This is a genomic window from Burkholderia sp. IMCC1007 (genome assembly GCF_027257875.1).
Lineage (GTDB): Bacteria > Pseudomonadota > Gammaproteobacteria > Burkholderiales > Burkholderiaceae > Burkholderia.
Window position 1 is genome coordinate 81,278 of sequence record NZ_JAPVQY010000009.1, and the last position, 23,255, is coordinate 104,532.

Sequence of the window (23,255 nt, forward strand, 5' to 3'; positions counted from 1 at the left end):
GGTACGTGATGTCCGGAGAACGATCCGGCGAAAGATAGTCGAGCGCTTCTTCCAGGTGAGTGGTAAAGAAAAGGTGCCCCTGGATCTTGACGATATCGAGATCCTTCAGCGCTCGATATTGCGCAGGTATCCCGCCGACTGAAAATCCCCGAATGGATCGAACATGCTGGTCTCTTTTTCAAATCCGGACGGCTTGCATCGCCACGGCTCGTTCGCGCGCGATCGAAGCAGCGGGCAACGCGGCCGGCCTACGGCTGGCCGTGGCCGGCCGTGACGGAAGACGAACCTGCTGCCAGCCCGCCATTACGCAACGCGTCATTTTCGCGCTGCTCGCGGACGTAGTTCGTCATCAGACGCGCCATCTGAGCGCTGTTGATGAGTTTTGCCTTGCCGAGCTTCACGAGCAGGCGCCCGACGGCATCGAGTTTCACGTGATCGCCTGCCGCCCGGGTCACGGCCTCCGCCCACGCATCAAGATCCGATCGACTATCTTCGATGCAGTGCGCTCGAGCAAAGGCACGCAGAAACCCGCCGACGTTCTTCGTCGGCAATTTGTCCGGATCCGACGGCATCGTGGGCGCGACGTTTCGTCGTCGGCCATGCATCCCCACGTATCTGACCGTGTCATGTCCGACTTCGAACTGTCTGGATGAACGCGACCCGCCGGCATCGATCTGGTAGACGTAGCCGCGCTGATTCCGTTCGGCCCGCACTTGACTCTCGGCAATGCCCAGTTTGCCGAAAGGCTCCCGCACCACGACTTCGGACGGGGCGAGCAACTTCGCCTTGCCGTCGGGACCGATTCGCGCTTTCGCGAAAAACCCCTTTGTCCAGGCGCAGCTTTATTTTTCATGTAATTACGGGCTCACCTCGGGCCAGCGCATCGAACGTGCCGAGCGGCGGCCGCGGTGCCGTCCACATCATCGGATGCATCGTCAATAGCAGGCCCAGCCGGGCCGACGATCCAACCCGGCAAGCCGCCCGCTTTTATCGATTTATGACAGAAACGTCTTCAAATTGACCGCCGGATCCGCAAGCTTCACCGGATCGGGCACCGCCCCTGCCGCGATCAACCGCCGCGACGCGCCGATGTCGCGCCCCAGGTTCGCCGCGGCCACCGCGACGATTTTCCCGTCGTCACCGAGCCCGAACACCGTGAACGGCCCGCTCGCCGGGTCGCCGCGCACGACGATCGTCCGTTCGCTGCCGAACAGCCCGAGCATCTGCAGATTGCAGTCGTACTGATCGGACCACAGCCACGGCAGCTCCGCATAGGTCTCGTCCGCGCCCAGCAGGTTCGCGGCCGCGACGGCCGGCTGGTTTTCCGCGACCTGCCACGACTCGATCCGAACGTGCCGGCCGAGCAGCGGATTGAAGTGCATCGTCACCTCGCCCGCCGCGAAGATCGCGCAATCGTCCGTGCGGCAGCCCGCGTCGACGCGGATCCCGTTGTCGATGTCGAGCCCGGCCGCCTGCGCGAGTTCGACGTTGGGCACGACGCCGATACCGACCACGACGATATCCGCCTGCACGTCGCCGCGATCGGTCTCGACGATCGCGCCGCCGCCCGCCGCGCGACGAATCGCACGCGGCAGCGTCGCCATCTGAAAGGTCACGCCGCGCGCGTCATGCAACCGGCGCGCATACGCGCCGACGACTTCCGGCAACGCCCGCTGCAGCAATCGCGGGGCCGGGTCGATCACCGTCACGTCGCAACCGACCTGCCGCGCGGCGGCCGCCACTTCGAGGCCGATGAAGCCGCCGCCGAGCACCGCCACGCGTCGCCCCGGCGCGAGCTGCGCACGCAGTGCGCGCGCGTCGGCAACGGTGCGCACGTAATGCGGCACGACGCCTTCGTCGAGCGGCCCGCCGAACGCCCGCACGCGCGAGCCCGTCGCGAGCACGAGCCGCGCGTACGGCACCGTCGCGCCATCGTCGAGCCGCACCCGCTGCGCGTCGCGATCGATCGTCTCGACGCGCGTGCCGAGCCGCAGCTCGATGCGCTCGGCGTCGTACCATGCCGCGTCACGCACGAACGCGCGCTGCTCGCCGCCGTCGCCGAGCAGCGCATCCTTCGACAATGCGGGCCGGTCGTACGGCAGCTCGCGTTCCGCGCCGATCATCACGATGCGCGCGCCGGCGTCGCGCGCGCGCAGCGCCTCGGCCGTGCGCCGGGCCGCGTGACCCGCGCCGACGATCACGAACGGGTCAGTCGACATTGACTTCCACCTGCCCGTCGACGACCCGGATCGGATAGACCCGCACCGGCTCGGTGATCGGCGCGCATTTCGGCGCGCCGGTGCGAATGTCGATCAGCCCCTGGTGCAGCGGGCATTCGACGCAACCGTCTTCCACATAGCCTTCCGACAGCCGCGCGTGACCATGCGAACACAGGTCGTGCATCGCGAACAGTTCGTCACCGATCCGGAACACCGCGATCGGCTTCTGGCCGGCGACACGTGCCGCCGGTTCGTCCTCGGAGAATTCGTCGAATGCGCCCAGCGGATGCCATTGCGCGAGCGTTGCTTCAGTCATGTCGGTTCCTTGCTTCGTCAGATCGGTCAGGGCGGTCAGAGCGGTCAGATCGGCGTCGCGAGCAGCGTCTGCACGCGCGACGTGTCGTAGATCACGCGCTTGGTCTTGTAGCGCAGCCCGTCGGGCGTACGCACGACCGTGTCGTAGTACTTGCCGGCCTGGTACACGTTCGATTCGCCGTTGCTGCGCGTCTGCACGACCACGTAGTTGCTCTCGGTGTCGATCTCGCCGTCGCGCACGGCGACGATCGTCAGGCCCGACGTCATGTGCCGGTACGTATGCTCTTCATAGATGTTCGCGTGCCGCAGCGACACCACTCGGTCGCGCAGCATCCGCTGGTTCGTGCAGTGAACGATCCCGACCGGCAGGCCGAGATCCGCGTTCTCCTTCGGCACGATCTCGTACGTGCAGTCCTCGGTGAACATCTCCGGCCAGCGTTCGAGCCGGTCGTTGTCGAGGTGGCCGATGTAGCGGTTCTGGAGCATGTAAATCTCGAACCACGTCTTCATGTCTTCCGTCAGGTTTTCCATCGTTCCGCGCTCCCGCTTCAATAGCCCATCAGCTTCTGGTAGCCGACCCAGAACTTGCGGATCAGGCTTTCGGTGATCACCGTGTCCTGCTGGTCCGGATTGCCGCGCGACATCTCGATCACCGACGTCGCGTCGGCATCGCGCACGGTGCCGCGCTGCACGAGTTCGGTCGCTTCCGTGTCTTCCATCGAGATATAGCCGGCCGGCCCGACGAGGTTCGCCTGCTTGATGCGCAGCGCGCGCAGCTCGGGCGTGTCGTCCGCGTAGCCGAAGAAGTGGAAGATCAGCTCGAAATTGTCCGGCCCCTTCGGCAGGATCTGCCGCGCGACCAGCGTGTTGTGGATCTGCTGGATCACGAGCTGCGGGAAGATCGGCTGGATATGGTTCGTGCAGTCCTCGTCGTATTCCGACACGAGATCGAGGATCGACTCGTCTTCCAGATGGAAGCCCTCGTCGAACGAACGGATGTTCTGCTGCTTGTATGCGGCCGACGTGTCGTCGCCCGTCTTCGTCACGGTGATGATGCTGTGCAGCCCGTGGTTCGCATCCGGAATCGAGCGCGCCTTCATCCCGACGCGGAAGATGTTGAAGGTCGTATGGAACAGATGCAGCATGCTCGCGTGATACGGGTCCTTCACGTTCTCCATGTAGAGCTTCCAGTTCGACTTCGAATACTGGCGCGTACAGCCGAGATACTCGATCGGCTTGTGGAAGATGCGGTCGATCCACGGGCGCATCTGCTCGCCGAGATAGTCGGGCAGCGGCATCACGTCGTCGCTGAAGGTCGCGAACACGAGCCCGCGATAGCTGTCGACGCGCAGCTTGCGCAGCCCGTGCTGCTTCGGATCGAAATCGGCCGGCATCCCGGTCATCCCCTTCTGGCCGCGCCGGAACGGCACGCCGAGCAGGTTGCCCTGATTGTCGAAGCTCCACTGGTGGTACACGCACGTGTGCGAACTCGCGTTGCCGCGCGACTTGCGGCACACCTGCGCGCCGCGGTGCGCGCAGCGGTTCACCCACGCGGACAGCGTGCCGTCCTCGGTGCGCGTGACGACGACCGGCGTGTCGCCGACGAACGTGCTCTTGAAGTCGCCGGCATTCGGGATTTCCGCTTCCAGCGCGACGAAGTTCCACGTCGGCCCGCGGAAGATGCGCTCCTGCTCGCGATCGTAGACTGCCCGCGAGCTGAACACCTTGTACGGCACGCGCGAGCCGTCGTCGTGCGGAAAATGCACGTCGGACGCGTCGTCGCGCGCGGCGAATACGACGGGCGATTCTGTCTGCTCCATGTCGGACTCCTTGTGGTTCCGTTTGGTTGATTGCATGGAGTCGATTTTTGAAAAGCTAATATTCCCCGTCTATCCGGAAAGTGCGATTGCGGCAGCGCAATATCCACTTTCGGCGAATTTCTGCGCTAGCATGGCGACACACACGTGCCGCAGCACGACGATCGCGACCCATTCGTCGAAGCCGGCGTCCATACCAAGGCCGATGCCCATGTCCCCAACGTCGTTCGAGCCGCTTGCGCTGCGCGCGCACCGGCTGTTCGAATCCCGCGATCTCGACGAGACGCGCGAGCGCATCTCGCGCGTGATGCAGCCGCACGCGCTGCTGCCGAGCGGCCGCGTGCAAGGCGCATCGCACATGGATTTCGTCCGGCTCGGCGGCCTCGGGATCGGTACCATCGCATTCGGCGACGCGATGCGCGTGCAGGTCGACGCCGTCGACGGCTATTACCTGCTGATGTTCTGCCTGTCCGGGCAGGCCGAAGTCCGCGCGATGGGGCGCCGGCTCGGCGTCGACGGGCAGACGGGCGTGCTGTGCGCGCCCGGCGAGCGCTTCGACGCGGTGCTGTCCGCCGACTGCGAGCAGTTCGTGCTGCGCATCGACGCGGCCACCGTCGGCGCGCTGACCGGCGACCCGCGCGCGACGCTCGACCCCGTGCTGCACATCAGCGACGCCGCGCTTGCCGCGTGGCGCCAGCAGCTGATGCTCGTCGCGCGGTCGCCGGAGCTGCTCGAACGCGCGAACGCAAACCCGCGCGTCGCGTCGCAGCTCGAGCACCTGCTGATCGACCTGCTGATCGAAGGCCACCCGCCGTCGGCGCTGCAGGCGGCGCACCGCGACCCGGCGCCGGGCTTCGTACGGCGCGCGCAGGAATTCGTCGATGCCCAGTACATGCAGCCGCTGCAGCTCGCCGATATCGTCCAGGCCGCCAACGTGCCCGAACGGACGCTGCGCGACGCGTTCCTGCAATTCCGCGGGATGAGCCCGATGCAATACCTGCGCGCGACGCGCCTCGCGCACGCGCGCGAACTGCTGCGCGGCGCGGCATCCGACCGGCGGATCGCCGATATCGCGCTCGACTGCGGGTTTACCCATCTCGGGCGGTTCGCGATCGCGTATCGGGAGAAGTTCGGCGAGTCGCCGTCCGAGACGCTCGACGCCAGGCGCTGAAGCCGTGCGCGCACGCTCCGCGCCACGCCGCATGCGGCACTTCGCGCTTCGTCAAGCGCATCGCCATCCGCAGCATTCGCCTTCCGTTCGTGCGGGCGGCCGCGCCCTGATCGGCGGCCGGTTGCGCTCGCGCGACGCCGGCGGGATCTACGCCGGCGGTCCGCGCCGCGGCACGGCGTCGCGCTCTGCATCCTCGGACGGCGGGCACGCACGGTCGAGCCGTTCCGCCGCACACGCCAGCGCCCCTTCGACCCGTTCGAGCATCGTGCGCGTGGCCTCGCTGCGCGGGCTCGCGCGCAGCAGCAGCTTCAGCCACTTCAGCCGCCGCTCGAGCATCGGCACGACGAGTGTTTGGACGATCAACCGCTGATCCCGGTCCAACGGATCGAAACGCACGCATGCGTCGACGAGCGCATCGAGGGTGAGTACCACGTAAGCAGAATGCGTCGAGCCTTTCATGGGTCGATACTCCCGTCGCAGCAGGCTGCGGACCGTTATCCCGATCAAAACGCCTTCCAGTCGACGGATCCGCCCGCGGCAGGCGCGCTCAGCACCACCCGCGGCGCAACGGCCGGCGGTTCCGTCCGCGCGGGCGCGAGCGCGGGCGACGCCACGGCCGGCACATCGACGGCGTCCGGGGCGAGCTTGAACGTGGCCATCGCCGCCTGCAGACGGCCGGCCTGCTCCTCGAGCGAATGCGCGGCCGCTGCCGCCTGCTCGACGAGCGCCGCGTTCTGCTGCGTGACCATGTCCATCTGCTCGATCGCCAGATTGACCTGCGAAATCCCCTGGCTCTGCTCCCGCGACGCAGCCGCGATTTCGGCGACGATATCGGACACCTGCTTGATCGCGAGCTTCACCTGCGCCATCGTCTCGCCGACGCCCGTGGCCTGCTGCGCGCTGTCCCGGATCATCGACACCGACGCGCCGATCAGTTCCTTGATCTCCTTCGCGGCGGCCGCCGAGCGCTGCGCGAGGCTGCGCACCTCGCTCGCGACCACCGCGAAGCCGCGCCCCTGCTCGCCGGCGCGCGCGGCCTCCACCGCGGCGTTGAGCGCGAGGATGTTGGTCTGGAACGCGATGCCCTCGATCACGCCCGTGATCTCGGAAACCTGGCTGGAACTGCTGCTGATCTGCCCGATCGTCGCGACCATACCCTGCACGGCATCGTTGCCGGCATCGGCCATCCCGGTCGCGCGCGTCGCCAGCGTATTGGCCTGCTGCGCGTTGTCGGCGTTCTGCTTCACGGTCTCGGTCAGTTGCGTCATGCTCGACGCGGTTTCCGCGAGCGACGCGGCCTGCTCTTCCGTGCGGGCCGACAGATCGGCATTGCCGCTCGCGATCTGGCGCGACGCGACCGCCACCGCTTCCGCGCTGCGCTTGATGCCGCGCACCGTCGTACCGAGCTGCCGATCCATCGTCGCCAGCGCGCCGAGCAACCGGCCGAATTCATCGTGCGAATCGATGTCGATCCGGTTGTCCAGCGACCCGCCGGCGATTTCGTCGGCCACGCGCACGGCCTTTCCGAGCGGCGTCGAGATGTGCCGCATCAGGTGCGCGGACACCCACGCCGCGACCAGCACGCCGGCGCCGATCAGGCCGATCGCAATCCATAAAATCATCACGAAGGTCGACGCGCTGTCGTCCGCGAACGACTTCGCCTGCTCGAGGTTCAGTGCGATGTCGTCGTCGAGCGCCTGCTTGAGCGCGCCGGCGGTCGGCGCCAGCCGGTCGATCGCCGCGGCGGCCGCGTCGCGGTCGCCGCCGTCCACCGCCGCGAGCGCTTCGCCCACGCCGGTCCGGAACCGCGGCAGCAGGTCGCGGATCCGGTCCGCGATGCGGCGCTCCTTGTCGCCCGTGATCGATTCGCTGTAGTAGCGGTTCCATATCGTGTCGACACGGCGTTGCTCGGCACGCGTCGCGTCGATTCCGCTTTGGACCCGCGCGGGATCGCGCTCGGACAACGCCCCACGCACCCGAAGCTGCGTCTCGAAGGTCGCGGCGCGAACTTCCGACAACTCGCTGATCGGCAGCGTGTTGCCCGCGTAAGCCTCATGGACGTTCGAATTCAGTCGCGACAGGCCGAATATGCCGAACACGCCGATTGCGACCATGAGCGCGACGCAGCCGGCAAGCGCGAAAAATATCCTGAACTTGATGCTTTTCCCAAATCGGTTCACGTTGCTCTCCTTGAATGTTCCGGTCGATGCGGAGCGGAAAATTCCGCTTTCAACCTGTTTACGGAGAGCGACACGACCGGTTTACCCGCCGGCGGCAGGATAGAAAAAACCACGTGCAGCAATAATCGGCACACTGGCGATCGTTTTTCGGTCGCCGGCCAGCCGTCACGCCGCCGGCACGATCATCTCCCGCGCGATCGCGCAGAACGCGGCCGTCACCGCGCTTTCGCCATGCAGCCGGCGGCTCATGATGATCGGCGACGTCGCCATGGGCTCCGGCAGCCTCCGGTAGACGACGCCCTTCACGCGCACGCCCTCCACGCTTTCCGGCACGAGCGATACCCCCATCCGCGCGGCGACGAGCCCGAGCGCCGTCTGCAGTTCGCGCACCTCGTGAACGGCCGCCGGCACGAGGCCGCCGTCGCGCAGCGCGGACAGCTGCTGGTCGGCGTAGCTCGGCCGCGGCGTGCTCGGATAGACGATCAGCGTCTCGTTCGCGATGTCCGCGAGCGTCAGCGGCCGGTCCGGATCCGCGAGCGGATGCCCGAGCGGTAGCACCGCGATCAGCTTTTCCTCGATCAGCGCCTCGCGCACGAGCTGGTCGTCGTCGAAGCGCAGGCGACCGAACCCGACGTCGATTCGCCCGCCCTTCAATGCGCCGAGCTGTTCGAGCGTGAACATTTCGATCAGCGACAGCTCGACGGCCGGCTGCGCCTCGCGAAACGCGCGAATCACGTCCGGCAGCGCGCCATAGAGCGTCGACGGCACGAAGCCGATCACGATCCGCTCCGACAATTGCGCGAGCCGACGCGTCAGCGGGCCGAGCTCGTCGGCCTGGTCGACCAGGCGCTTCGCCTGCGCATAGAACATGCGCCCCGCGTCGGTCAGCTTCAGCGGCCGCGCGCCGCGCTCAAAGAGCGGCAAGCCGACCTCGTCCTCGATGGCCTGGAGCTGGCGGCTCAGCGGCGGCTGCGTCATGTGCAGCCGCTCCGCCGCCCGCGTGATGTTCATTTCCTCCGCGACGGCGATGAAGTAGCGGAGCTGGCGCAATTCCATTTCATGCCTCAAAGGTATGGAAGTAGTCGGAAAGAGTGTTGGACGACGCCGGGTCGGAATTCCTACCATGTGCACCAACAGGAGGAATCGCATGATAGCAACCGCCGCCACCATCGAACGCATCGACACGCTGCTGGTCGATGTGCCGACGATCCGGCCCCACAAACTATCGGTCGCGACGATGAATTGCCAGACTCTCGTACTCGTCCGAATTCGATGCACGGACGGTATCGAAGGCGTCGGCGAGGCGACCACGATCGGTGGTCTCGCGTACGGCGAGGAAAGCCCCGAGAGCATCAAGGTCAACATCGACACGTACTTCGCGCCGCTGCTGCAGGGCATGGACGCGACGCGCCCGGGCGCCGCGATGGCGCGGGCGCGCAAGCTGTTCCAGGGCAACCGGTTCGCGAAGTGCGCGATCGAGACCGCGCTGTTCGACGCGCAGGCGCGCCGCCTCGGCGTGCCGCTGTCGGAACTGTTCGGCGGCCGCACGACCGACGCGGTCGACGTTGCGTGGACGCTCGCGAGCGGCGACACGCAGCGCGACATCGCGGAGGCCGAGGCGATGCTGGAAGCGCGCCGGCATCGCGCGTTCAAGCTGAAGATCGGCTCGAACGCGGTCGACGACGACGTCGCGCACGTGATCGCGATCAAGCGCGCGCTCGGCGAGCGCGGCGACGTGCGCGTCGACGTGAACCAGGCATGGACCGAAACCGATGCGATCCGGGCCGGCGCACGGCTCGCGGATGCCGGCGTCAGCCTCGTCGAGCAGCCGATCGCCGCGGCCAACCGCGCGGGGCTGAAGCGCCTCACGCAGCTCGCGCAGATTCCGATCATGGCCGACGAGGCGCTGCACGGCCCCGTCGATGCGTTCGCGCTCGCGCAGGACCGCGCGGCCGACGTGTTCGCGGTGAAGATCGCGCAGTCGGGCGGCCTGCTCGGCGCGGCGGGCGTCGCGTCGATCGCGTCGGCCGCCGGCATCGACCTGTACGGCGGCACGATGCTCGAAGGCGCGGCCGGCACGATGGCGTCCGCGCAACTGTTCAGCACGTTCGGCTCGCTGAAATGGGGCACCGAACTGTTCGGCCCGCTGCTGCTCACCGAGGAAATCCTCGTCGAGCCGCTGCGCTACGAGGATTTCAAGCTGCACCTGCCGGCGACGCCCGGCCTCGGCATCACCTTCGACTGGGCCCGCATCGAACGGATGCGACGCGACGCCCGCTGATCCCACACGACACGACAACCGAAACCGGAGACACAGATGAACAAGCAAGCCATCGACGCCCTGCTGAAGACCTTCGACGACGCCGCAGAAAAGCCCGGCAACCCGCGCGTGCGCGCGATCGTCAACCGGATCGTGAAGGACATCTGCTACACGATCGAGGACTTCGACGTACAGCCGAGCGAGTTCTGGACCGCACTCAACTACCTGAACGAAGCCGGCCGCGAATTCGGGCTGATCGCCGCGGGCCTCGGGCTCGAGCGCTTCCTCGACGTGCGCATGGACGAGGCCGAGCAGAAGGCCGGCATCCAGGGCGGCACGCCGCGCACGATCGAGGGGCCGCTGTATGTTGCGGGCGCACCGGAATCGGTCGGCCATGCACGCCTCGACGACGGCACCGAGCCGGGCCAGACGCTGATCATGCGCGGCCAGGTGCTCGGCCACGACGGTGCGCCGCTCGCGAATGCGCTGGTCGAGGTGTGGCACGCGAACCATCTCGGCAACTACTCGTACTTCGACCCGTCGCAGCCCGCGTTCAATCTGCGCCGTTCGATCCGTACCGACGCCGAAGGCCGCTACAGCTTCCGCAGCGTGCTGCCGGTCGGCTACAGCGTGCCGCCGGGCAGCAAGACCGAGCAGTTGCTCGACCAGCTCGGCCGTCACGGCCACCGTCCGGCGCACATTCACTTCTTCGTTTCCGCGGACGGATATCGTAAGCTGACGACGCAGATCAACATCGAAGGCGATCCGCACCTGTGGGACGACTTCGCGTTCGCGACGCGCGAAGGGCTGATTCCGAAGATCAAGCAGGCCGAGGGCGCGGAAGGCAAGCCGTATGGCGTCGACGGGCAGTTCGCGCTGATCGACTTCGATTTCTCGCTGCTCAAGGACAAGCAGGACGTGCCGGCGAGCGACGTCGAGCGGGTGCGCGCGCAGGCCTGAGCGGCGTCCCGTTCGACGCATCGATCACGCAAGGAGTGCAGAATGCTGTTTCATGTGGAAATGACCGTCCGTCTGCCGGCAGACATGGATCCGGTCAAGGCGGCCACGCTGAAGGCCGAAGAGAAGGCGATGTGCCAGCGGCTGATGAACGAAGGGATCTGGCGACATCTGTGGCGCATCGCGGGGCAGTATGCGAACGTCAGCATCTTCGATGTCGAAAGCGTGCAGCAGTTGCATGACCTGCTGAGCCAGCTGCCGTTGTTTCCGTATATGGAAATGGAAGTGCGCGCGCTGTGCCGGCATCCGTCCTCGGTGCGCGACGACGATCGGTAAGTGCGTGTGAAGCGCGCCGTCACCGAACGGCGCGCGAAACACGACGCGGGCGGCCGGCGAGGTTCTCGCCTGCCGCCCGTGCGCTTTGCAACGCCTGCTTCAGGAATCGCCGGGATCGCCGGGATCGCCCGCGCATCGCGCCGATGCAGCGACGATTACTGCTCACACGCGAGATGCGCCGCGAACCCGACCTGCCCCGGCGCGATGTCTGTCTTCAGCGTCAGCGCCGGAATCTCGTAGTCGCCCGCGTTCTGCCGCCGGAACGGAATCGGCTGCGCGGTCCACAGTTCGTCGAGACGCTTGCCGAGCGCCGTACGCGTTGCGTCGAAACGCGCCGCGTCCATCCGATGCGTCTGGTACAGCACGAACGGCGGCAGCACGTCGAACCCGGGGTAATACAAGATGCCGTGCTGGATCGGAAACAGCACGTCGTCGATCGGCCCGTTGATGCCGCGCGCGCTGTAGTGCGACTCCCACCCGCCCGTCGTGACGATCACCATCGCGCGCTTGCCTGCGAACGAGCCTTCGCCGTAACGGTCGCCCCAGTGCCGGTCGGAATGCTCGCCGACGCCATACGCGAATCCGTATGCATACACACGCTCGACCCACCCCTTCATGATCGCCGGCATCGAGAACCACCACAGCGGAAACTGCAGAATCAGCGCGTCGGCCCACCTCAGCTTGTCCTGTTCGCGCGCGATGTCATCGCGTTGCGTGCCGGCCTCGAACGCGCGCTTCGAATCGAGCGCCGGATCGAAGCGCACATCGGGCGCGCGGTCGGTCACGTCGCTCGCATCGAATGCGGCCTTCCAGTTCATCGCATACAGGTCGCTTACCTGCACGGCATGACCCGCCGCTTCCAGATGTTCGACCGCAAAGTCCCGCAGCGCGCCGTTGAGCGAGCGCGGTTCGGGATGGGCGTAGACGATCAGCACGTTCATGTTGGCAACTCCGTTGATTGATTGACGTCCTCCCCCGCCTAAAGGCGGAGGATTCCCACACCTGGCGATGCACGTCCGCATCGGAGAATGTTCAGCGCAGCGTTGATATCACGATCATGTTCGACACCACAGTCACTGCAGGTCCACTCTCTTATTCGCAGTCCCGCGATACCTTTCGGCCGCGTCGTGCTGTCTTTCGACCCGCACGACGAACAGGACTGGGTAGAACCGCTTTCGTCGACTTCCTCGAACGTGGCTCCGTGCGTGATCGCTTTGTAGCGGAGCTTGTTTCGGAAGGACGACCAGGATGCGTCGTAGACGCATTTCGCCATCCTGGTTCTGGCGAGTTTGACAGCCGACACGTTGCCGACCGCGATGTAATCGAAACGCCGCACCAGATCGAGCGCAAGCTTGTGCTGGAAATCGGCACGGGCATTCGCGATCTTCGCGTGCAGCTTCGCGATATGCCGCTTGTGCTTTCGCGCCCGTTGCGCTTTCGCCAGCTTTTCCGCCGCTCGTCGACCGAACTGGTCATTGGGCAGCTTCTCGCCGGTCGAAAGTGTGGCGAAGTCTTTCAGGCCGAGATCGATGCCGACGCCGGAACGGATCGGGCGAGCCTGAACATCTGGCATCTCGATCACGATGTTCAAGAACCAATTGCCGCGCGCATCCTGCGCAAAGTTGGTCCCGTCCTTGATCTTGCCTTCGGGAAACGGTCGGCTGTTGAACACGCGGAAGGTGTTGCCAGCGAAACGAAACGCGTCGCCCTCGCGCTTCAGGTCACGGCCCTTCAGCGGCACCCAGCCCAGCGATTTCCTGCCGCGATAGCGCAGGTAGGGCCGACGGCGCTGACTGCGCGACTTCGCGTATTGCTCGCACGTCGCGTTGACCGTGCCGGAGTGAATACCGAGTTCCTTGCTGCTGCCGGTCGTCAGCACGTTCAGGTCGAATCCCGTCGGCCACTTCTTGCCCCACTTCAGCGCGTGCTTCTGCGTGTCATTGCAGAAGTTCCAGACGTAGTTCACCGCACGGCTCTGCTTGTTGAGCAGTCCGTTGAGCGACTTCACCCGGTAGCGGTAGACAAGGATCATGCCGGTGATCCTAACCCGTGGAAGAAGCTGCTTGTCAACAGCACTTCTTTCCTTCCCGCCATCAATGGCGGGGTTTCTCGGAGCAAATTCTGATGAATAATCTCAGAAGGCTCGATCTGAATCTGCTCGTCACGCTGGACGTGCTGCTCGCGGAGCACAACGTCACGCGGGCGGCCGAAAAACTGAACATGTCGCAGCCCTCGGTCAGCGTGCAACTGCAGAAACTGCGCGACGTGTTCGGCGATCCGCTGCTGCTGCCCGGGCCGCGCGGGATGCGGCCGACCGCGCGCCCGGAAGCGCTGCGCGAGCCATTGCGCGACGCGCTCGAAGCCGTCGAGCGTGCGGTGATCCCGGCCACGCCGTTCGATCCCGCGACCGCGACGAACACGTGGCGCGTGGCCGCGACCGACTACGGCGAATCGACGATCGTGCTGCCCGCGCTGCGCACGCTGCGTTCGACCGCGCCCGGCACGCGGCTGGCCGTCGTCGAACTCGTGCCGCCGCGCATCGAGCAGGACACCGAACGAAACGGCATCGACCTGGCTTTTCATCTGACCGAAGGCGCGCCGCCCGGCATGCGGCGCCTGCCGCTGTTCGTCGAGCGTTACGTGCTGATCGGCCGCGCCGGTCACCCGAAGCTGAAGCGGTGCCCCACGCTCGCACAGTTCGGCATGCTCGAGCACGTGATCGTGTCGCCCGACGGCGGCGGCTTCTTCGGCGTGACGGACGAAGTGCTCGCGAAGGTCGGTGCCACGCGGCGCGTCGTGCTGTCGGTGCCGCACTTCCTGTTCGTGATGTCGGCCGTCGCGCGCACCGATCTCGTCGCGATGCTGCCCGAGCGGCTGGTGCGCGACGTGCCGGCGCTGCGCGTGGTGGACGCACCGGTCGAGGTGCCCGGCTACGAAATGTCGATGCTCTGGCACGAGCGCGTGCCTCGCGACCTGGCCCATCGGTGGCTGCGGGAGACGATCGCGGCGGCGGTCTGACACGCCGGTCGCGACGCGGCTGACATTTACTGTCATCGGGGGCTTGAAAGTCGACCAATCACTGTATATATTTACAGTGTTTCTGCATCATTTGACCCGAATTCCGTCATCCCGAGACGGTCTTTAGTGAGGCGACCATGTTCCAGTCATCCGCATTCGATCCCGAGCAACCCGGCTTCAACCCGGCCCACTTCGAACGCGCCGCGCAGCGGGCGGTCGTCGATCTGCAGCGTGTCGTCGGCGCCCCCGCGCAGCGCGCGCTCGGCCTGCGACGCCGCACCCATCCGGCCGCCGTCCGCACGATGAGCTGGCAGGCGCTGCTGAACGTCGAAGAACTCGCGTTCTCGAATGCCGGTTTCCTGAGCCGCAACGACCCGACGGTCGTCGACGCGTTCATCCGTCTGCGCGACAGCCGGCTGGTGGCCGCGGACGTCGAGGAACCGGTCGACTGGCGTCGCGACGACGACGATCTGCCGGCCGTCTACCTGATCGTCAAGGCGATGCTCGAAGCGGAAGAGGAAGAGCGGGCCGAAGCGGCCTGACGCGCACCGGCCGGTTGCGGGATCGCGTCGCGACGTTGCAAGGCGACGCGAGATGCGTGTTCCGTTCCGCCGGCCGAACCGGCATGACAGTCGCGAAGCGCCCCGCACGCACACTACCGCCATGCGCGGGCGCCTCGCGCCGCCCCCCGAAGCAACGCCCGTTACAACCGCGCCGCGAGCCGCGACCCTTGATCGATCGCGCGCTTCGCATCGAGCTCGGCAGCCAGTTCCGCGCCGCCGATCAGATGCACCAAGCGTCCGGCCGCCTGCAGCGGCGCGAGCAGCGCGCGCTGCGGCTCCTGCCCCGTGCAGAGCACGATCGTATCGGCTTCGATGCACGCGTGATCGGTGCGCTGCTCGCCGTACGACACGTGCAACCCGCGCGCATCGATCCGTTCGTAGTTCACGCCGCCGATCATCTTCACCTGCTTCATCTTCAGCGTCGCGCGGTGAATCCAGCCGGTCGTCTTGCCGAGCCCCTTGCCGAGCGGCGCGGCTTTGCGCTGCAGCAGCGTCACTTCGCGCGCGGGCGCCGCGACCTGCGCGCGCGTCACGCCGCCACGCGTCGCGGCCGGATCGGTCACACCCCACTCGGCTTTCCACTCTTCCAGATCGAGCGTCGGCGACTCGCCGTCCTGCACCAGATATTCGGCGACATCGAAGCCGATCCCGCCCGCGCCGACCACCGCGACGCGCCGGCCAACCGGCTGCCGGCCGGCCAGCACGTCGATATAGCTGAGCACGTTCGGCCCGTCCTGCCCCGGAATCTTCGGATCGCGCGGCGCGACGCCGGTCGCGAGCACGATCTCGTCGTAGCCGCCCGCGATCAACTCGCTCGCGTCGACGCGCCGGTTCAGATGCAGGTTCACGCCGGTCAGTTCGACTTGCCGGCCGAAGTAGCGCAGCGCTTCGTCGAATTCTTCCTTGCCCGGAATCCGCTTCGCCATGTTGAACTGGCCGCCGATCTGCGGCGCGGCATCGAACAGGTCGACCCGATGCCCGCGCTGTGCGAGCACGGTCGAGCACGCGAGCCCCGCCGGCCCCGCGCCGACCACCGCGATACGCTTCGGCTGTTGCGCGCGCGTGTAGATCAGCTCCGTCTCGTGGCACGCGCGCGGATTCAGCAGGCACGACGCGATCTCGTTCTTGAACGCGTGGTCGAGGCACGCCTGGTTGCAGCCGATGCAGGTGTTGATCTCGTCCGCGCGACCCTGCGCGGCCTTCACGACGAACTCGGCATCCGCGAGCAGCGGCCGCGCCATCGACACCATGTCCGCGCAACCGTCCGCGAGAATCTGCTCGGCCACTTCGGGCCGGTTGATCCGGTTGGTCGTCACGAGCGGGATGCCGACCTCGCCCTTCATCTTCTTCGTCACCCATGCGAACGCGCCGCGCGGCACCGACGTCGCGATCGTCGGCACGCGCGCCTCGTGCCAGCCGATCCCCGTGTTGATGATCGTCGCGCCCGCGCGCTCCACCGCCTTCGCGAGCTGCACCGTCTCGCTCCAGTCGCTGCCGTCCGGGATCAGGTCGAGCATCGACAGCCGGTAGATCAGGATGAAGTCGCGCCCGACCGCTTCGCGCGTGCGCTCGACGATCTCAATCGGCAGGCGGATGCGGTTCTCGTACGAACCGCCCCACTGGTCGGTGCGCTTGTTGGTGTGCATCGAGATGAACTGGTTGATCAGGTAGCCCTCGGAGCCCATGATCTCGACGCCGTCGTAACCGGCTTCGCGCGCGAGCTGCGCGCAACGGACGAACGCGCGGATCTGGCGCTCGACGCCGCGCGCGCCGAGCTCATGCGGCGCGAACGGCGAGATCGGCGACTTGATCTTCGACGGCGCGACCGCGAACGGGTGATAACCGTAGCGGCCGGTATGCAGGATCTGCAGCGCGATCTTGCCGTCGTCCGCATGCACGGCATCGGTGATCACGCGGTGACGCCGCGCACCGGCCGACGTCATCAGCGTGCCGCCGAACGGCTTGGTCCAGCCGGCCATGTTCGGCGCAAAGCCGCCGGTCACGATCAGCCCGACACCGCCGCGCGCGCGTTCGGCGAAATAGTCGGCGAGCCGCGGCAGCGTCTTGCGGCTGTCCTCGAGGCCGGTGTGCATGGAACCCATCAGCACGCGGTTCTTCAGCGTGGTGAAGCCAAGGTCGAGCGGTGCGAGCAGATGGGGAAACGAGGTCGTCATGATGGTCCTGCCGGTAAGCGATGGGTGTCATCGTAGGCCGCGCGCCGCCTTGAACGTGAGGGGGCAAACAGCCATAATGCTTGTCATTTCCGGCCAAAACGACATGACCTCCCCGCCACGCAAGGACCACCTCGGGCTGCGCCGGCCGACGATTCCGGTCGCCTATACGCGCCTGCTGCTGCAGGCGCTGGCCGCGCGCGGCGTCGATCTCGCCGCGGTGCGTGCCGGCACTGGGCTGCGCGACGCGGTGCTGGCCGAACCGGATGCGCGCGTCGCGCCGTCGCAATGGGGGCGGCTCGTGCTCAACGCAATCGAGATCGGCGGCGACGCCGGCATCGGGCTCGCGTTCGGGCTGCTGCTGAAGCCCACCGTGCACGGCTTTCTCGGCTATGCGACGCTGACCGCGCGGGACATCCGCGCCGCGCTGATCGTCACGCAACGCTACTTCCGGATGCGCAACCGTCAATATCGTCTGACCTACGCGGAGGACGAGCACGGCGCGACGCTCGAACTGCACGGCGTGCAGGCGAGCCCCGTGCTGCAGCATCACGTGATGTTCGAGTTCGTGCTGACGGGGCTCGCGCAGAATATCGCGCAGTGGTCCGGGCGCGCGTCGCCGCCGATCGCGCTGCGCTTCATGTGGCCGGAGCCCGACTATTTCGCGCGCTATCGCGGCCAGTTGCCGCCGGTCGAATTCGGCTGCCCGGCAAACGCGCTGTGGATCGCGCACGACGTGCTCGACTGGCCGCTGCCGCTCGCCGACGAAGTCGCGCACCGGCAGGCGCTCGTGCAGGTCGAGCGCGAGTATGCGCAGGTGCGTCAGGACGAAGGCGATCTGATCGAGCGCGTGCGCGCGGAACTGGCACGCACGGCCGGCGATTATCCGGGGCCGCACACGCTCGCCGACGCGCTGCTCGTGTCGACCCGCACGCTGCGGCGCCGGCTCGAGGAAGCCGGGTCGAGCTATCGGCAACTGCTTGACGAAGCGCGGTTTCGCGACGCGAAGCAGTTGCTGTCGGCATCGGATCTCGACCTGAAGACGATCGCCGAGCGGCTGCAATTCACCGACCCGGCGAATTTCACGCGCGCGTTCCGCAGGTGGGCCGGGCAGACGCCGAGCGCGTATCGGGAAGCCGCGGCGGGAACCGCGGACGAATGACGCAACAACGCGGGCGACGCCATGCCGCCCTGCACGTGGGCCGCGTGATCGCGTGGCCCGAAATCCGACGGCTGAAGCAACCGGGCGGCAAGCGCGAGATGACAGCGGCGCGCAACGCGCTGTCGCTCGCGCCGCAAGCGTTACCGCATATTCGCTACATCTGAGCCGGCGCGCGCATCACGCGTCAGCCGCCGATGTCGATCCGCGCGCCGCCGTCCCCGTCGCCCGCTTCGATCCGCACGTCGGCCGTTGCAGCGACAATCGCGTCATACACGTCGTCCGTCACGCACACCACCGGCACCGCGATCGCATACAGCTCGGCCGCGACGATCGCACCGATCGAGATGATCAGGTCGCGCTCCTTCAGCACGATCGCGACCGGCCCCGTGCCGTTGCGCACCGCTTCCGCCAGCACGCTGCTGCTCGAACTCGAGCCCTTCGCGTGCGGCATCACCATGATCCGGCCGGCGAGGCTCGCGCCCGCCTGCGGATGCCCGCGATCGACGATGCGCCCCGCGCCCGAATCGTAGCCGCCCCAGAAGCTGAGCGGCTTGTCGAGCACGATCGTGCGCGCGCACGCGCGGCCCGGCACGAGCGTGTCGCCCGTCAGTCCCTTCACCGTTGCTTCAGTCATCGAATCGCACCTTTCCTTCGAACGCGGAGCGCACGCACTCGCGCATGCTGCCGTACGCCACCGTGACGCCGATGTTCGCGGGCGCATACGATGCCCATTTCCCCGAGTTGGTCATGACGAGGCCTGACAGTTGCCTCATCACCGGCGTGATGTACGTGCAGGTGTCGACGACGATCTGGATGCCGCGGGCCTCGAACTTCTCCGCGAGCCCGAGCTCGCCCAGTTCCCACAGGATGAAGCGGCTCGTGTTCACGTAGAAATCGCACGTCGGCTTGCCGTCGAATTGATCGAGCAGCGCGTCGAGCGTGCGGAATTCGGCCAGCGAGAAATGCGGCGTGCCGAGCGCGACCGCGACGAGCGCATCGCCGTCGGCGCCATGGTTCAGCGTGCGGCGAATCTCGTCGAGATCGGCCATCGCGACATCGACGGTCCGCCGCGCGGCACACCCGTGCAACGCGGCGTCGAGGGTCGGCGCCTCGGGCGTCACGCCCACCGCATGGAACAGCGCGACCGCGCCGCTCGATGCGGCGGCGGCGCCGAGCGCCTTGAGTTCGTCCTCGGTGGTGTCCGCGGGCAGCCCGACGATCGCGGGCACGATCGCGCCGGCGATCCTGCCGATCAACAGCCCGAGCGCCGCGAAATAGATGTCGCGCGACGAGCATCCGCCGAAGTCGGGCGCGTTGAACACGATCTGCGCGGCGCGATTCGCTTCGACGTGCAGGCCCGCATACGGCGCACGCCCGGTGATCGCGGCGGCCAGATCGAGAAAGTCGCCGTAGCGGCTGGTGCGCGCGCCAAGCACCGAATTGGCGAACACGATCGCATTGGATTCGGCCCACGCGATCTGCTCGCCGACGCGCGGACGATTCTTCAGCTGATACGGCGCGCACGTGAAGCTCGATTCGCAGCCGAGCTGCAGGTGCGCGTCCATCAGGCGCTGCGCGTCGCGCTGGATCGTGCGGTCGCCGTGATACAGCTCGGGATGCATCAGATCGAGCGACCCGACGTTCAGCGTGGTGGGCACCGCGACTTTCGCGCCGGTGTCGACGAAATACTCGACGAAGTCGAGGCTCGTCTGGCCGTGATACAGACAGCCGTCGATATGCGCGGACGTGATGTCGATCAGGTGCGGCGCGGACATCACGCCGGCCGTGCGGGCGACGATCCGCATCGCGCGTGCGACGCCGTCGCCGAATGCGCCGCGCAACATCGCCTCGTCGCGCTCGCTCAACTGCAGCATGGGGTGCTCCTCGTGTCTCGTCCGGTGGATCCGGATCGCTTTTGTAATACTACCGTGCGCGCATCGCCGTCACGCTGAACAACTCGCCGCGCAACGCCTCGGCGCGGTCGCGGCCGAACTGCGTCTCGAACTCGTCCTGCGCGGCCCGCCATGCGACTTTCGCTTGCGCATAGGTGCGCTCGCCGAGCTTCGTCAGGCTGAGCGCATGCGCGCGCGCATCCTGCTCCGACGCGGCCGCGGCGACGAATCCGTCGCGCTGCAGCGGCTTCAGCGCGCGCAACAGCGTCGTGCGATCCATCACGAGCGTGTCGGCGAGTTCGCTCATCACGAGGCCGGGCCGATGCGACAGGTTCGCCATGATCGAAAACTGCGCTGGCGTCACGCCGACCGGGGCCAGATGGCGCTCGTAAAGTTGCGTGACGAAGCGCGCCGCCTGACGCAGCGCGAGGCAATTGCAGGCCTGGGCCATCTGGATGTCGTTCATGATCGGCAATTTATATGTGCATATGCATAAAGTCAATGTACACTCCGCCGTAACGGCCGGCCGCGTGCGTTCGGCGCGCCGTCATCGCGTCGAGGAGACGGACATGGACTACATCGACAAGCTGCGCATTTTCCGGTCGGTGGTGGAGCTGCGCAGCTTCACGCGCGCCGCCGACATGCACGGCCTCGCGCGGCCGGTCGTGTCGCGGGCGGTCGCGGAGCTGGAAGCGCGCTTCGGCAGCCGGTTGCTGCACCGGACCACGCGGCAGGTCTCGCTGACCGAAACGGCCGAGCGGATCTACGAGCGCTGCGCGGCCGTGCTCGACGAACTCGATTCGCTGGAGGCGCAAGCGCAGTCGCACACGCGCGAGCCCGAGGGCCTGCTGCGCGTCGTCGCGCACACGACCGCCACGCTGAACCGGCTGGTACCGCTGATCGCCGGCTTCAAGGCCGCGCATCCGAAGGTACGCCTCGACGTCACGCTGACCGAACGCCCGGTCGATCTCGTCGGCGAAGGCTACGACATCGGCATCGTCGTGCCGTACATGCTGACGAGCGAGACGACCGTCGTGCGGGTGATCGAACGCATTCCGGTGGTGCTCGTCGCGACACCGGCATACCTGCGCGCGCATCCGCGCCCTGAAACGCCGGCCGCACTCGCCGATCATCCGTTCGTGCCGCTGTCGCCGTCGTTGCGCCGGCCCGCGCTGTCGTTCCGCGTCGACGGCGACACGCTGACCGTGCCGTTTCACTTCGACATCTCGTCGAACAGCCCCGTCTTCAACCGCGAAATGGTGCTGCACGACTTCGGCATCGGGATCGTGCCGAGAACGCTCGTCGATGCCGAACTCGCGTCGGGCGCGCTCGTGCAGCTGCTGGAAGACGCCGATCTCGTCGATGCGTTCGTGGACATCAAGCTCGCGTACGCGAACCGCGCGCTCCTGCCCGCGAAGGTGAAGGCGTTCATCGACTATACGGTCGCGTACTGCGACCGCGAAGGCCGCAGCGTTCCGGCGGCCGCCTGACCCGGCGCGCGAGCGCGCCCGCCTGCCGCCGATTGGTACAGCCACGATACCAATCTGATCCCGCCCCGCCGCTCGCTCGATGCCGTCTCGCCGCCTAACATGTGCATATGCATACGAAAACCCTCACCGATGACGACTGCTTCGCGGTCCGGCAAGCGGCGCGACGGATCTCGCAGTTCTACGAACGCTATCTGTCGCGCGCCGGTGTCACGCCGTCGCAGTACAGCATTCTCGCGCTGTTGCGGGAGCGTCCGGGCCTGACGATGGCGACGCTGTCGGCCGTGCTGGTGATCGAGCGCACCGCGCTGTTGCGCGCGCTCAAGCCGCTGGTCGCCGCGGCGCTGGTGGCGGGCCGCATCGAGCCGCCGTGCCGCGGGCAGACGTTCGCACTGACCGCGCACGGCGAAACGAAGGTCGCCGACGCGCACGTGCACTGGCTCGCCGCGCAGGAAGCGTTCGAGCGGCGCTTCGGGCCGGCGCAGGCGGCCCGCCTCAGAGACGAATTGTTCCGCATCACGCACAACCTGCCGGAACGTTAGCCCCTTCCCCGATCGACGCCCCGTCGTCGATCGCCTCAATCAGTGCATATACATAGGTGAATCGATGGATACGACCCAAACCGCTGCCGCATCACGCGAGGCAGCCACAATCGACCGGCCCGCGAAGCAGCGCCGCCGCGTGCCGTGGATGCGGATCGCGGTGGCCGTCGTGGCCGTCGCGGTCGCGGCCGCCGCGCTCGACTGGTGGCTGGTGCTGCGCTTCCAGGAAAGCACCGACGACGCGTACGTCGGCGGCGACGTCACGGTGCTCGCACCGAAGGTCAACGGCTTCGTCGACAAGATTCTCGTGACCGACAACCAGCGCGTGAAGGCCGGCGACGTGCTCGTGCAGCTCGATGCGCGCGACTACGACGCGAAGCTCGCGCAGGCCAGCGCCGAAGTCGACAGCGCACGCTCGGCCGTGACCGAACTCGAAGCGAAGCAGCAACTGCAATTCGCGGTGATCGGCCAGCACGCGGCGGACAAGAACGCATCGTCGGCCGAACTGACGCGCGCCGCATCGGATCGCGTGCGCTACCGCGAGCTCGTGAAATCCGATGCGGTGTCGAACCAGATCGTCGAGCGCGCGGACGCCGACTATTCGAAGGCGGGCGCCGCCGTCGAGCGCAGCGATGCCGCGCTGCTCGCGTCGAAGCGCCAGCTCGACGTGCTCGGCGCGCAGCTCGCCGATGCACGGGCGCGCGTGAACACCGCGCTCGCCGCGCAGCGCGTCGCAGCGCTGAACGTCGAATACACGACGATCCGCTCGCCCGTAGACGGTTACGTCGGCAACCGCACAGGCCGCGTCGGGATGCTCGCGAACGTCGGCGTGCCGCTGCTGACGGTCGTGCCGGCGTCGGGGCTGTGGATAGATGCGAACTTCAAGGAAGACCAGTTGCGCAAGATGCATGCGGGCGATCGCGTCGACGTCGCGCTCGATGCATCGAGCACGCGCCTGCATGGCCGCGTCGACAGCCTCGCGCCGGCGACCGGCGCGACCTTCAGCGTGCTGCCGCCCGAGAACGCGACCGGCAACTTCACGAAGATCGTCCAGCGCGTGCCGGTGCGCGTGCATCTCGATCCGCAGCCGGGCATCGAGCACGTGCTGCGCCCCGGCCTGTCCGCGGTCGTGACCGTGCATACCGACCACAAGAACTGAGCGGGA

The 23,255-nt window shown here is 67.1% G+C and carries 26 protein-coding genes; 11 read left to right on the forward strand and 15 right to left on the reverse strand.

What is annotated here, in order from left to right; translation table 11 throughout:
- Positions 1-248: 248 nt before the first annotated feature.
- The 6 genes from O1Q03_RS11540 to O1Q03_RS11565 all read right to left on the reverse strand — a co-directional run bounded on the left by O1Q03_RS11540 (position 249) and on the right by O1Q03_RS11565 (position 4,564).
- Entirely contained in the window at positions 249-779 is a 531-nt protein-coding gene (locus O1Q03_RS11540) for a hypothetical protein (protein ID WP_269503528.1), read from the reverse strand.
- Positions 780-995: 216 nt separating this feature from the next.
- Positions 996-2,219 carry an anthranilate 1,2-dioxygenase system ferredoxin--NAD(+) reductase gene (andAa, locus tag O1Q03_RS11545; protein WP_269503529.1) on the reverse strand — a complete coding sequence of 408 codons (1,224 nt, stop codon included), beginning with the start codon at positions 2,217-2,219 and terminating at the stop codon, positions 996-998.
- A complete protein-coding gene (gene andAb, locus O1Q03_RS11550) occupies positions 2,209-2,535 on the reverse strand; it encodes an anthranilate 1,2-dioxygenase ferredoxin subunit AndAb (RefSeq protein WP_151067931.1) in 327 nt (108 codons plus the stop codon). The genes andAa and andAb overlap by 11 nt, the downstream gene beginning before the upstream one ends.
- Before the next feature lie 44 nt (positions 2,536-2,579).
- Positions 2,580-3,065 carry an anthranilate 1,2-dioxygenase small subunit AndAd gene (andAd, locus tag O1Q03_RS11555; protein WP_269503530.1) on the reverse strand — a complete coding sequence of 162 codons (486 nt, stop codon included), beginning with the start codon at positions 3,063-3,065 and terminating at the stop codon, positions 2,580-2,582.
- 17 nt (positions 3,066-3,082) lie between these two features.
- A complete protein-coding gene (gene andAc, locus O1Q03_RS11560; protein ID WP_269503531.1) occupies positions 3,083-4,354 on the reverse strand; it encodes an anthranilate 1,2-dioxygenase large subunit AndAc in 1,272 nt (423 codons plus the stop codon).
- Between the two features lie 69 nt (positions 4,355-4,423).
- Complete coding sequence (locus tag O1Q03_RS11565; RefSeq protein WP_269503533.1) at positions 4,424-4,564, reverse strand: hypothetical protein; 141 nt, start codon at positions 4,562-4,564, stop codon at positions 4,424-4,426.
- Here O1Q03_RS11565 and andR point away from each other — a divergent pair.
- Entirely contained in the window at positions 4,563-5,522 is a 960-nt protein-coding gene (gene andR, locus O1Q03_RS11570) for an anthranilate 1,2-dioxygenase regulatory protein AndR (RefSeq protein ID WP_269503534.1), read from the forward strand. The two genes, O1Q03_RS11565 and andR, sit on opposite strands and share 2 nt — an antisense overlap.
- Before the next feature lie 147 nt (positions 5,523-5,669).
- Here the strand turns inward: andR and O1Q03_RS11575 are convergent, their stop codons facing one another.
- From O1Q03_RS11575 to O1Q03_RS11585, 3 genes are all read right to left on the reverse strand, one after another.
- The gene (locus tag O1Q03_RS11575; protein WP_269503535.1) at positions 5,670-5,981 is read right to left on the reverse strand and encodes a hypothetical protein; all 312 of its coding nucleotides are present in this window, start codon (positions 5,979-5,981) and stop codon (positions 5,670-5,672) included.
- 44 nt (positions 5,982-6,025) lie between these two features.
- A complete protein-coding gene (locus O1Q03_RS11580; protein ID WP_269503536.1) occupies positions 6,026-7,702 on the reverse strand; it encodes a methyl-accepting chemotaxis protein in 1,677 nt (558 codons plus the stop codon).
- A gap of 165 nt (positions 7,703-7,867) precedes the next feature.
- Positions 7,868-8,758, reverse strand: coding sequence for a LysR family transcriptional regulator (locus O1Q03_RS11585; RefSeq protein WP_269503537.1), 891 nt, complete (start codon positions 8,756-8,758; stop codon positions 7,868-7,870).
- A 91-nt stretch (positions 8,759-8,849) separates the two neighbouring features.
- Between O1Q03_RS11585 and O1Q03_RS11590 the strand changes: the two genes are divergently transcribed.
- Genes O1Q03_RS11590 through catC form a run of 3 tightly spaced genes read left to right on the forward strand, consistent with a single transcriptional unit; the run spans position 8,850 to position 11,255 of the window.
- Positions 8,850-9,983 carry a muconate/chloromuconate family cycloisomerase gene (locus O1Q03_RS11590; protein WP_269503539.1) on the forward strand — a complete coding sequence of 378 codons (1,134 nt, stop codon included), beginning with the start codon at positions 8,850-8,852 and terminating at the stop codon, positions 9,981-9,983.
- A 36-nt stretch (positions 9,984-10,019) separates the two neighbouring features.
- Positions 10,020-10,922, forward strand: coding sequence for a catechol 1,2-dioxygenase (gene catA / locus O1Q03_RS11595; RefSeq protein ID WP_269503540.1), 903 nt, complete (start codon positions 10,020-10,022; stop codon positions 10,920-10,922).
- Between the two features lie 42 nt (positions 10,923-10,964).
- Positions 10,965-11,255, forward strand: a complete 291-nt coding sequence (gene catC, locus O1Q03_RS11600; RefSeq protein ID WP_269503541.1) for a muconolactone Delta-isomerase — start codon at positions 10,965-10,967, stop codon at positions 11,253-11,255.
- Positions 11,256-11,410: 155 nt separating this feature from the next.
- On the opposite strand, the gene O1Q03_RS11605 is transcribed toward catC, so the two are convergent.
- Both O1Q03_RS11605 and O1Q03_RS11610 read right to left on the reverse strand, forming a co-directional pair.
- Complete coding sequence (locus tag O1Q03_RS11605; RefSeq protein WP_269503542.1) at positions 11,411-12,196, reverse strand: NAD(P)H-dependent oxidoreductase; 786 nt, start codon at positions 12,194-12,196, stop codon at positions 11,411-11,413.
- A gap of 38 nt (positions 12,197-12,234) precedes the next feature.
- Positions 12,235-13,287, reverse strand: coding sequence for an RNA-guided endonuclease InsQ/TnpB family protein (locus tag O1Q03_RS11610; protein ID WP_269503543.1), 1,053 nt, complete (start codon positions 13,285-13,287; stop codon positions 12,235-12,237).
- A 92-nt stretch (positions 13,288-13,379) separates the two neighbouring features.
- On the opposite strand from O1Q03_RS11610, the gene O1Q03_RS11615 reads away from it, so the two are divergent.
- Entirely contained in the window at positions 13,380-14,273 is an 894-nt protein-coding gene (locus tag O1Q03_RS11615; protein WP_269503545.1) for a LysR family transcriptional regulator, read from the forward strand.
- 137 nt (positions 14,274-14,410) lie between these two features.
- Complete coding sequence (locus tag O1Q03_RS11620) at positions 14,411-14,815, forward strand: DUF2471 family protein (RefSeq protein WP_269503547.1); 405 nt, start codon at positions 14,411-14,413, stop codon at positions 14,813-14,815.
- Between the two features lie 161 nt (positions 14,816-14,976).
- On the opposite strand, the gene O1Q03_RS11625 is transcribed toward O1Q03_RS11620, so the two are convergent.
- Positions 14,977-17,010 carry an NADPH-dependent 2,4-dienoyl-CoA reductase gene (locus O1Q03_RS11625; RefSeq protein ID WP_269503549.1) on the reverse strand — a complete coding sequence of 678 codons (2,034 nt, stop codon included), beginning with the start codon at positions 17,008-17,010 and terminating at the stop codon, positions 14,977-14,979.
- A gap of 76 nt (positions 17,011-17,086) precedes the next feature.
- Here O1Q03_RS11625 and O1Q03_RS11630 point away from each other — a divergent pair, with 76 nt between their 5' ends.
- On the forward strand, positions 17,087-18,169 hold the full coding sequence (locus tag O1Q03_RS11630) for an AraC family transcriptional regulator (protein WP_269503550.1): 1,083 nt from the start codon (positions 17,087-17,089) through the stop codon (positions 18,167-18,169).
- Positions 18,166-18,333 (forward strand): hypothetical protein, encoded by a 168-nt coding sequence (locus tag O1Q03_RS11635; protein WP_269503552.1) that lies wholly within the window; start codon positions 18,166-18,168, stop codon positions 18,331-18,333. Before O1Q03_RS11630 ends, O1Q03_RS11635 begins: the two co-directional genes overlap by 4 nt.
- A gap of 20 nt (positions 18,334-18,353) precedes the next feature.
- Here the strand turns inward: O1Q03_RS11635 and O1Q03_RS11640 are convergent, their stop codons facing one another.
- Genes O1Q03_RS11640 through O1Q03_RS11650 form a run of 3 tightly spaced genes read right to left on the reverse strand, consistent with a single transcriptional unit; the run spans position 18,354 to position 20,527 of the window.
- Positions 18,354-18,803: an aconitase X swivel domain-containing protein gene (locus tag O1Q03_RS11640; protein ID WP_269503554.1), complete on the reverse strand. Its 450-nt coding sequence runs from the start codon at positions 18,801-18,803 to the stop codon at positions 18,354-18,356.
- Positions 18,796-20,043: an aconitase X gene (locus O1Q03_RS11645; protein ID WP_269503556.1), complete on the reverse strand. Its 1,248-nt coding sequence runs from the start codon at positions 20,041-20,043 to the stop codon at positions 18,796-18,798. The genes O1Q03_RS11640 and O1Q03_RS11645 overlap by 8 nt, the downstream gene beginning before the upstream one ends.
- 49 nt (positions 20,044-20,092) lie before the next feature.
- Positions 20,093-20,527, reverse strand: a complete 435-nt coding sequence (locus O1Q03_RS11650; protein ID WP_269503558.1) for a MarR family winged helix-turn-helix transcriptional regulator — start codon at positions 20,525-20,527, stop codon at positions 20,093-20,095.
- 103 nt (positions 20,528-20,630) lie between these two features.
- Between O1Q03_RS11650 and O1Q03_RS11655 the strand changes: the two genes are divergently transcribed.
- The 3 genes from O1Q03_RS11655 to O1Q03_RS11665 all read left to right on the forward strand — a co-directional run bounded on the left by O1Q03_RS11655 (position 20,631) and on the right by O1Q03_RS11665 (position 23,249).
- Positions 20,631-21,551, forward strand: a complete 921-nt coding sequence (locus O1Q03_RS11655) for a LysR family transcriptional regulator (RefSeq protein ID WP_269503560.1) — start codon at positions 20,631-20,633, stop codon at positions 21,549-21,551.
- Positions 21,552-21,658: 107 nt separating this feature from the next.
- Entirely contained in the window at positions 21,659-22,090 is a 432-nt protein-coding gene (locus O1Q03_RS11660) for a MarR family winged helix-turn-helix transcriptional regulator (RefSeq protein WP_269503562.1), read from the forward strand.
- Between the two features lie 64 nt (positions 22,091-22,154).
- Positions 22,155-23,249 carry an HlyD family secretion protein gene (locus O1Q03_RS11665; RefSeq protein WP_269503564.1) on the forward strand — a complete coding sequence of 365 codons (1,095 nt, stop codon included), beginning with the start codon at positions 22,155-22,157 and terminating at the stop codon, positions 23,247-23,249.
- Positions 23,250-23,255: the final 6 nt, after the last annotated feature.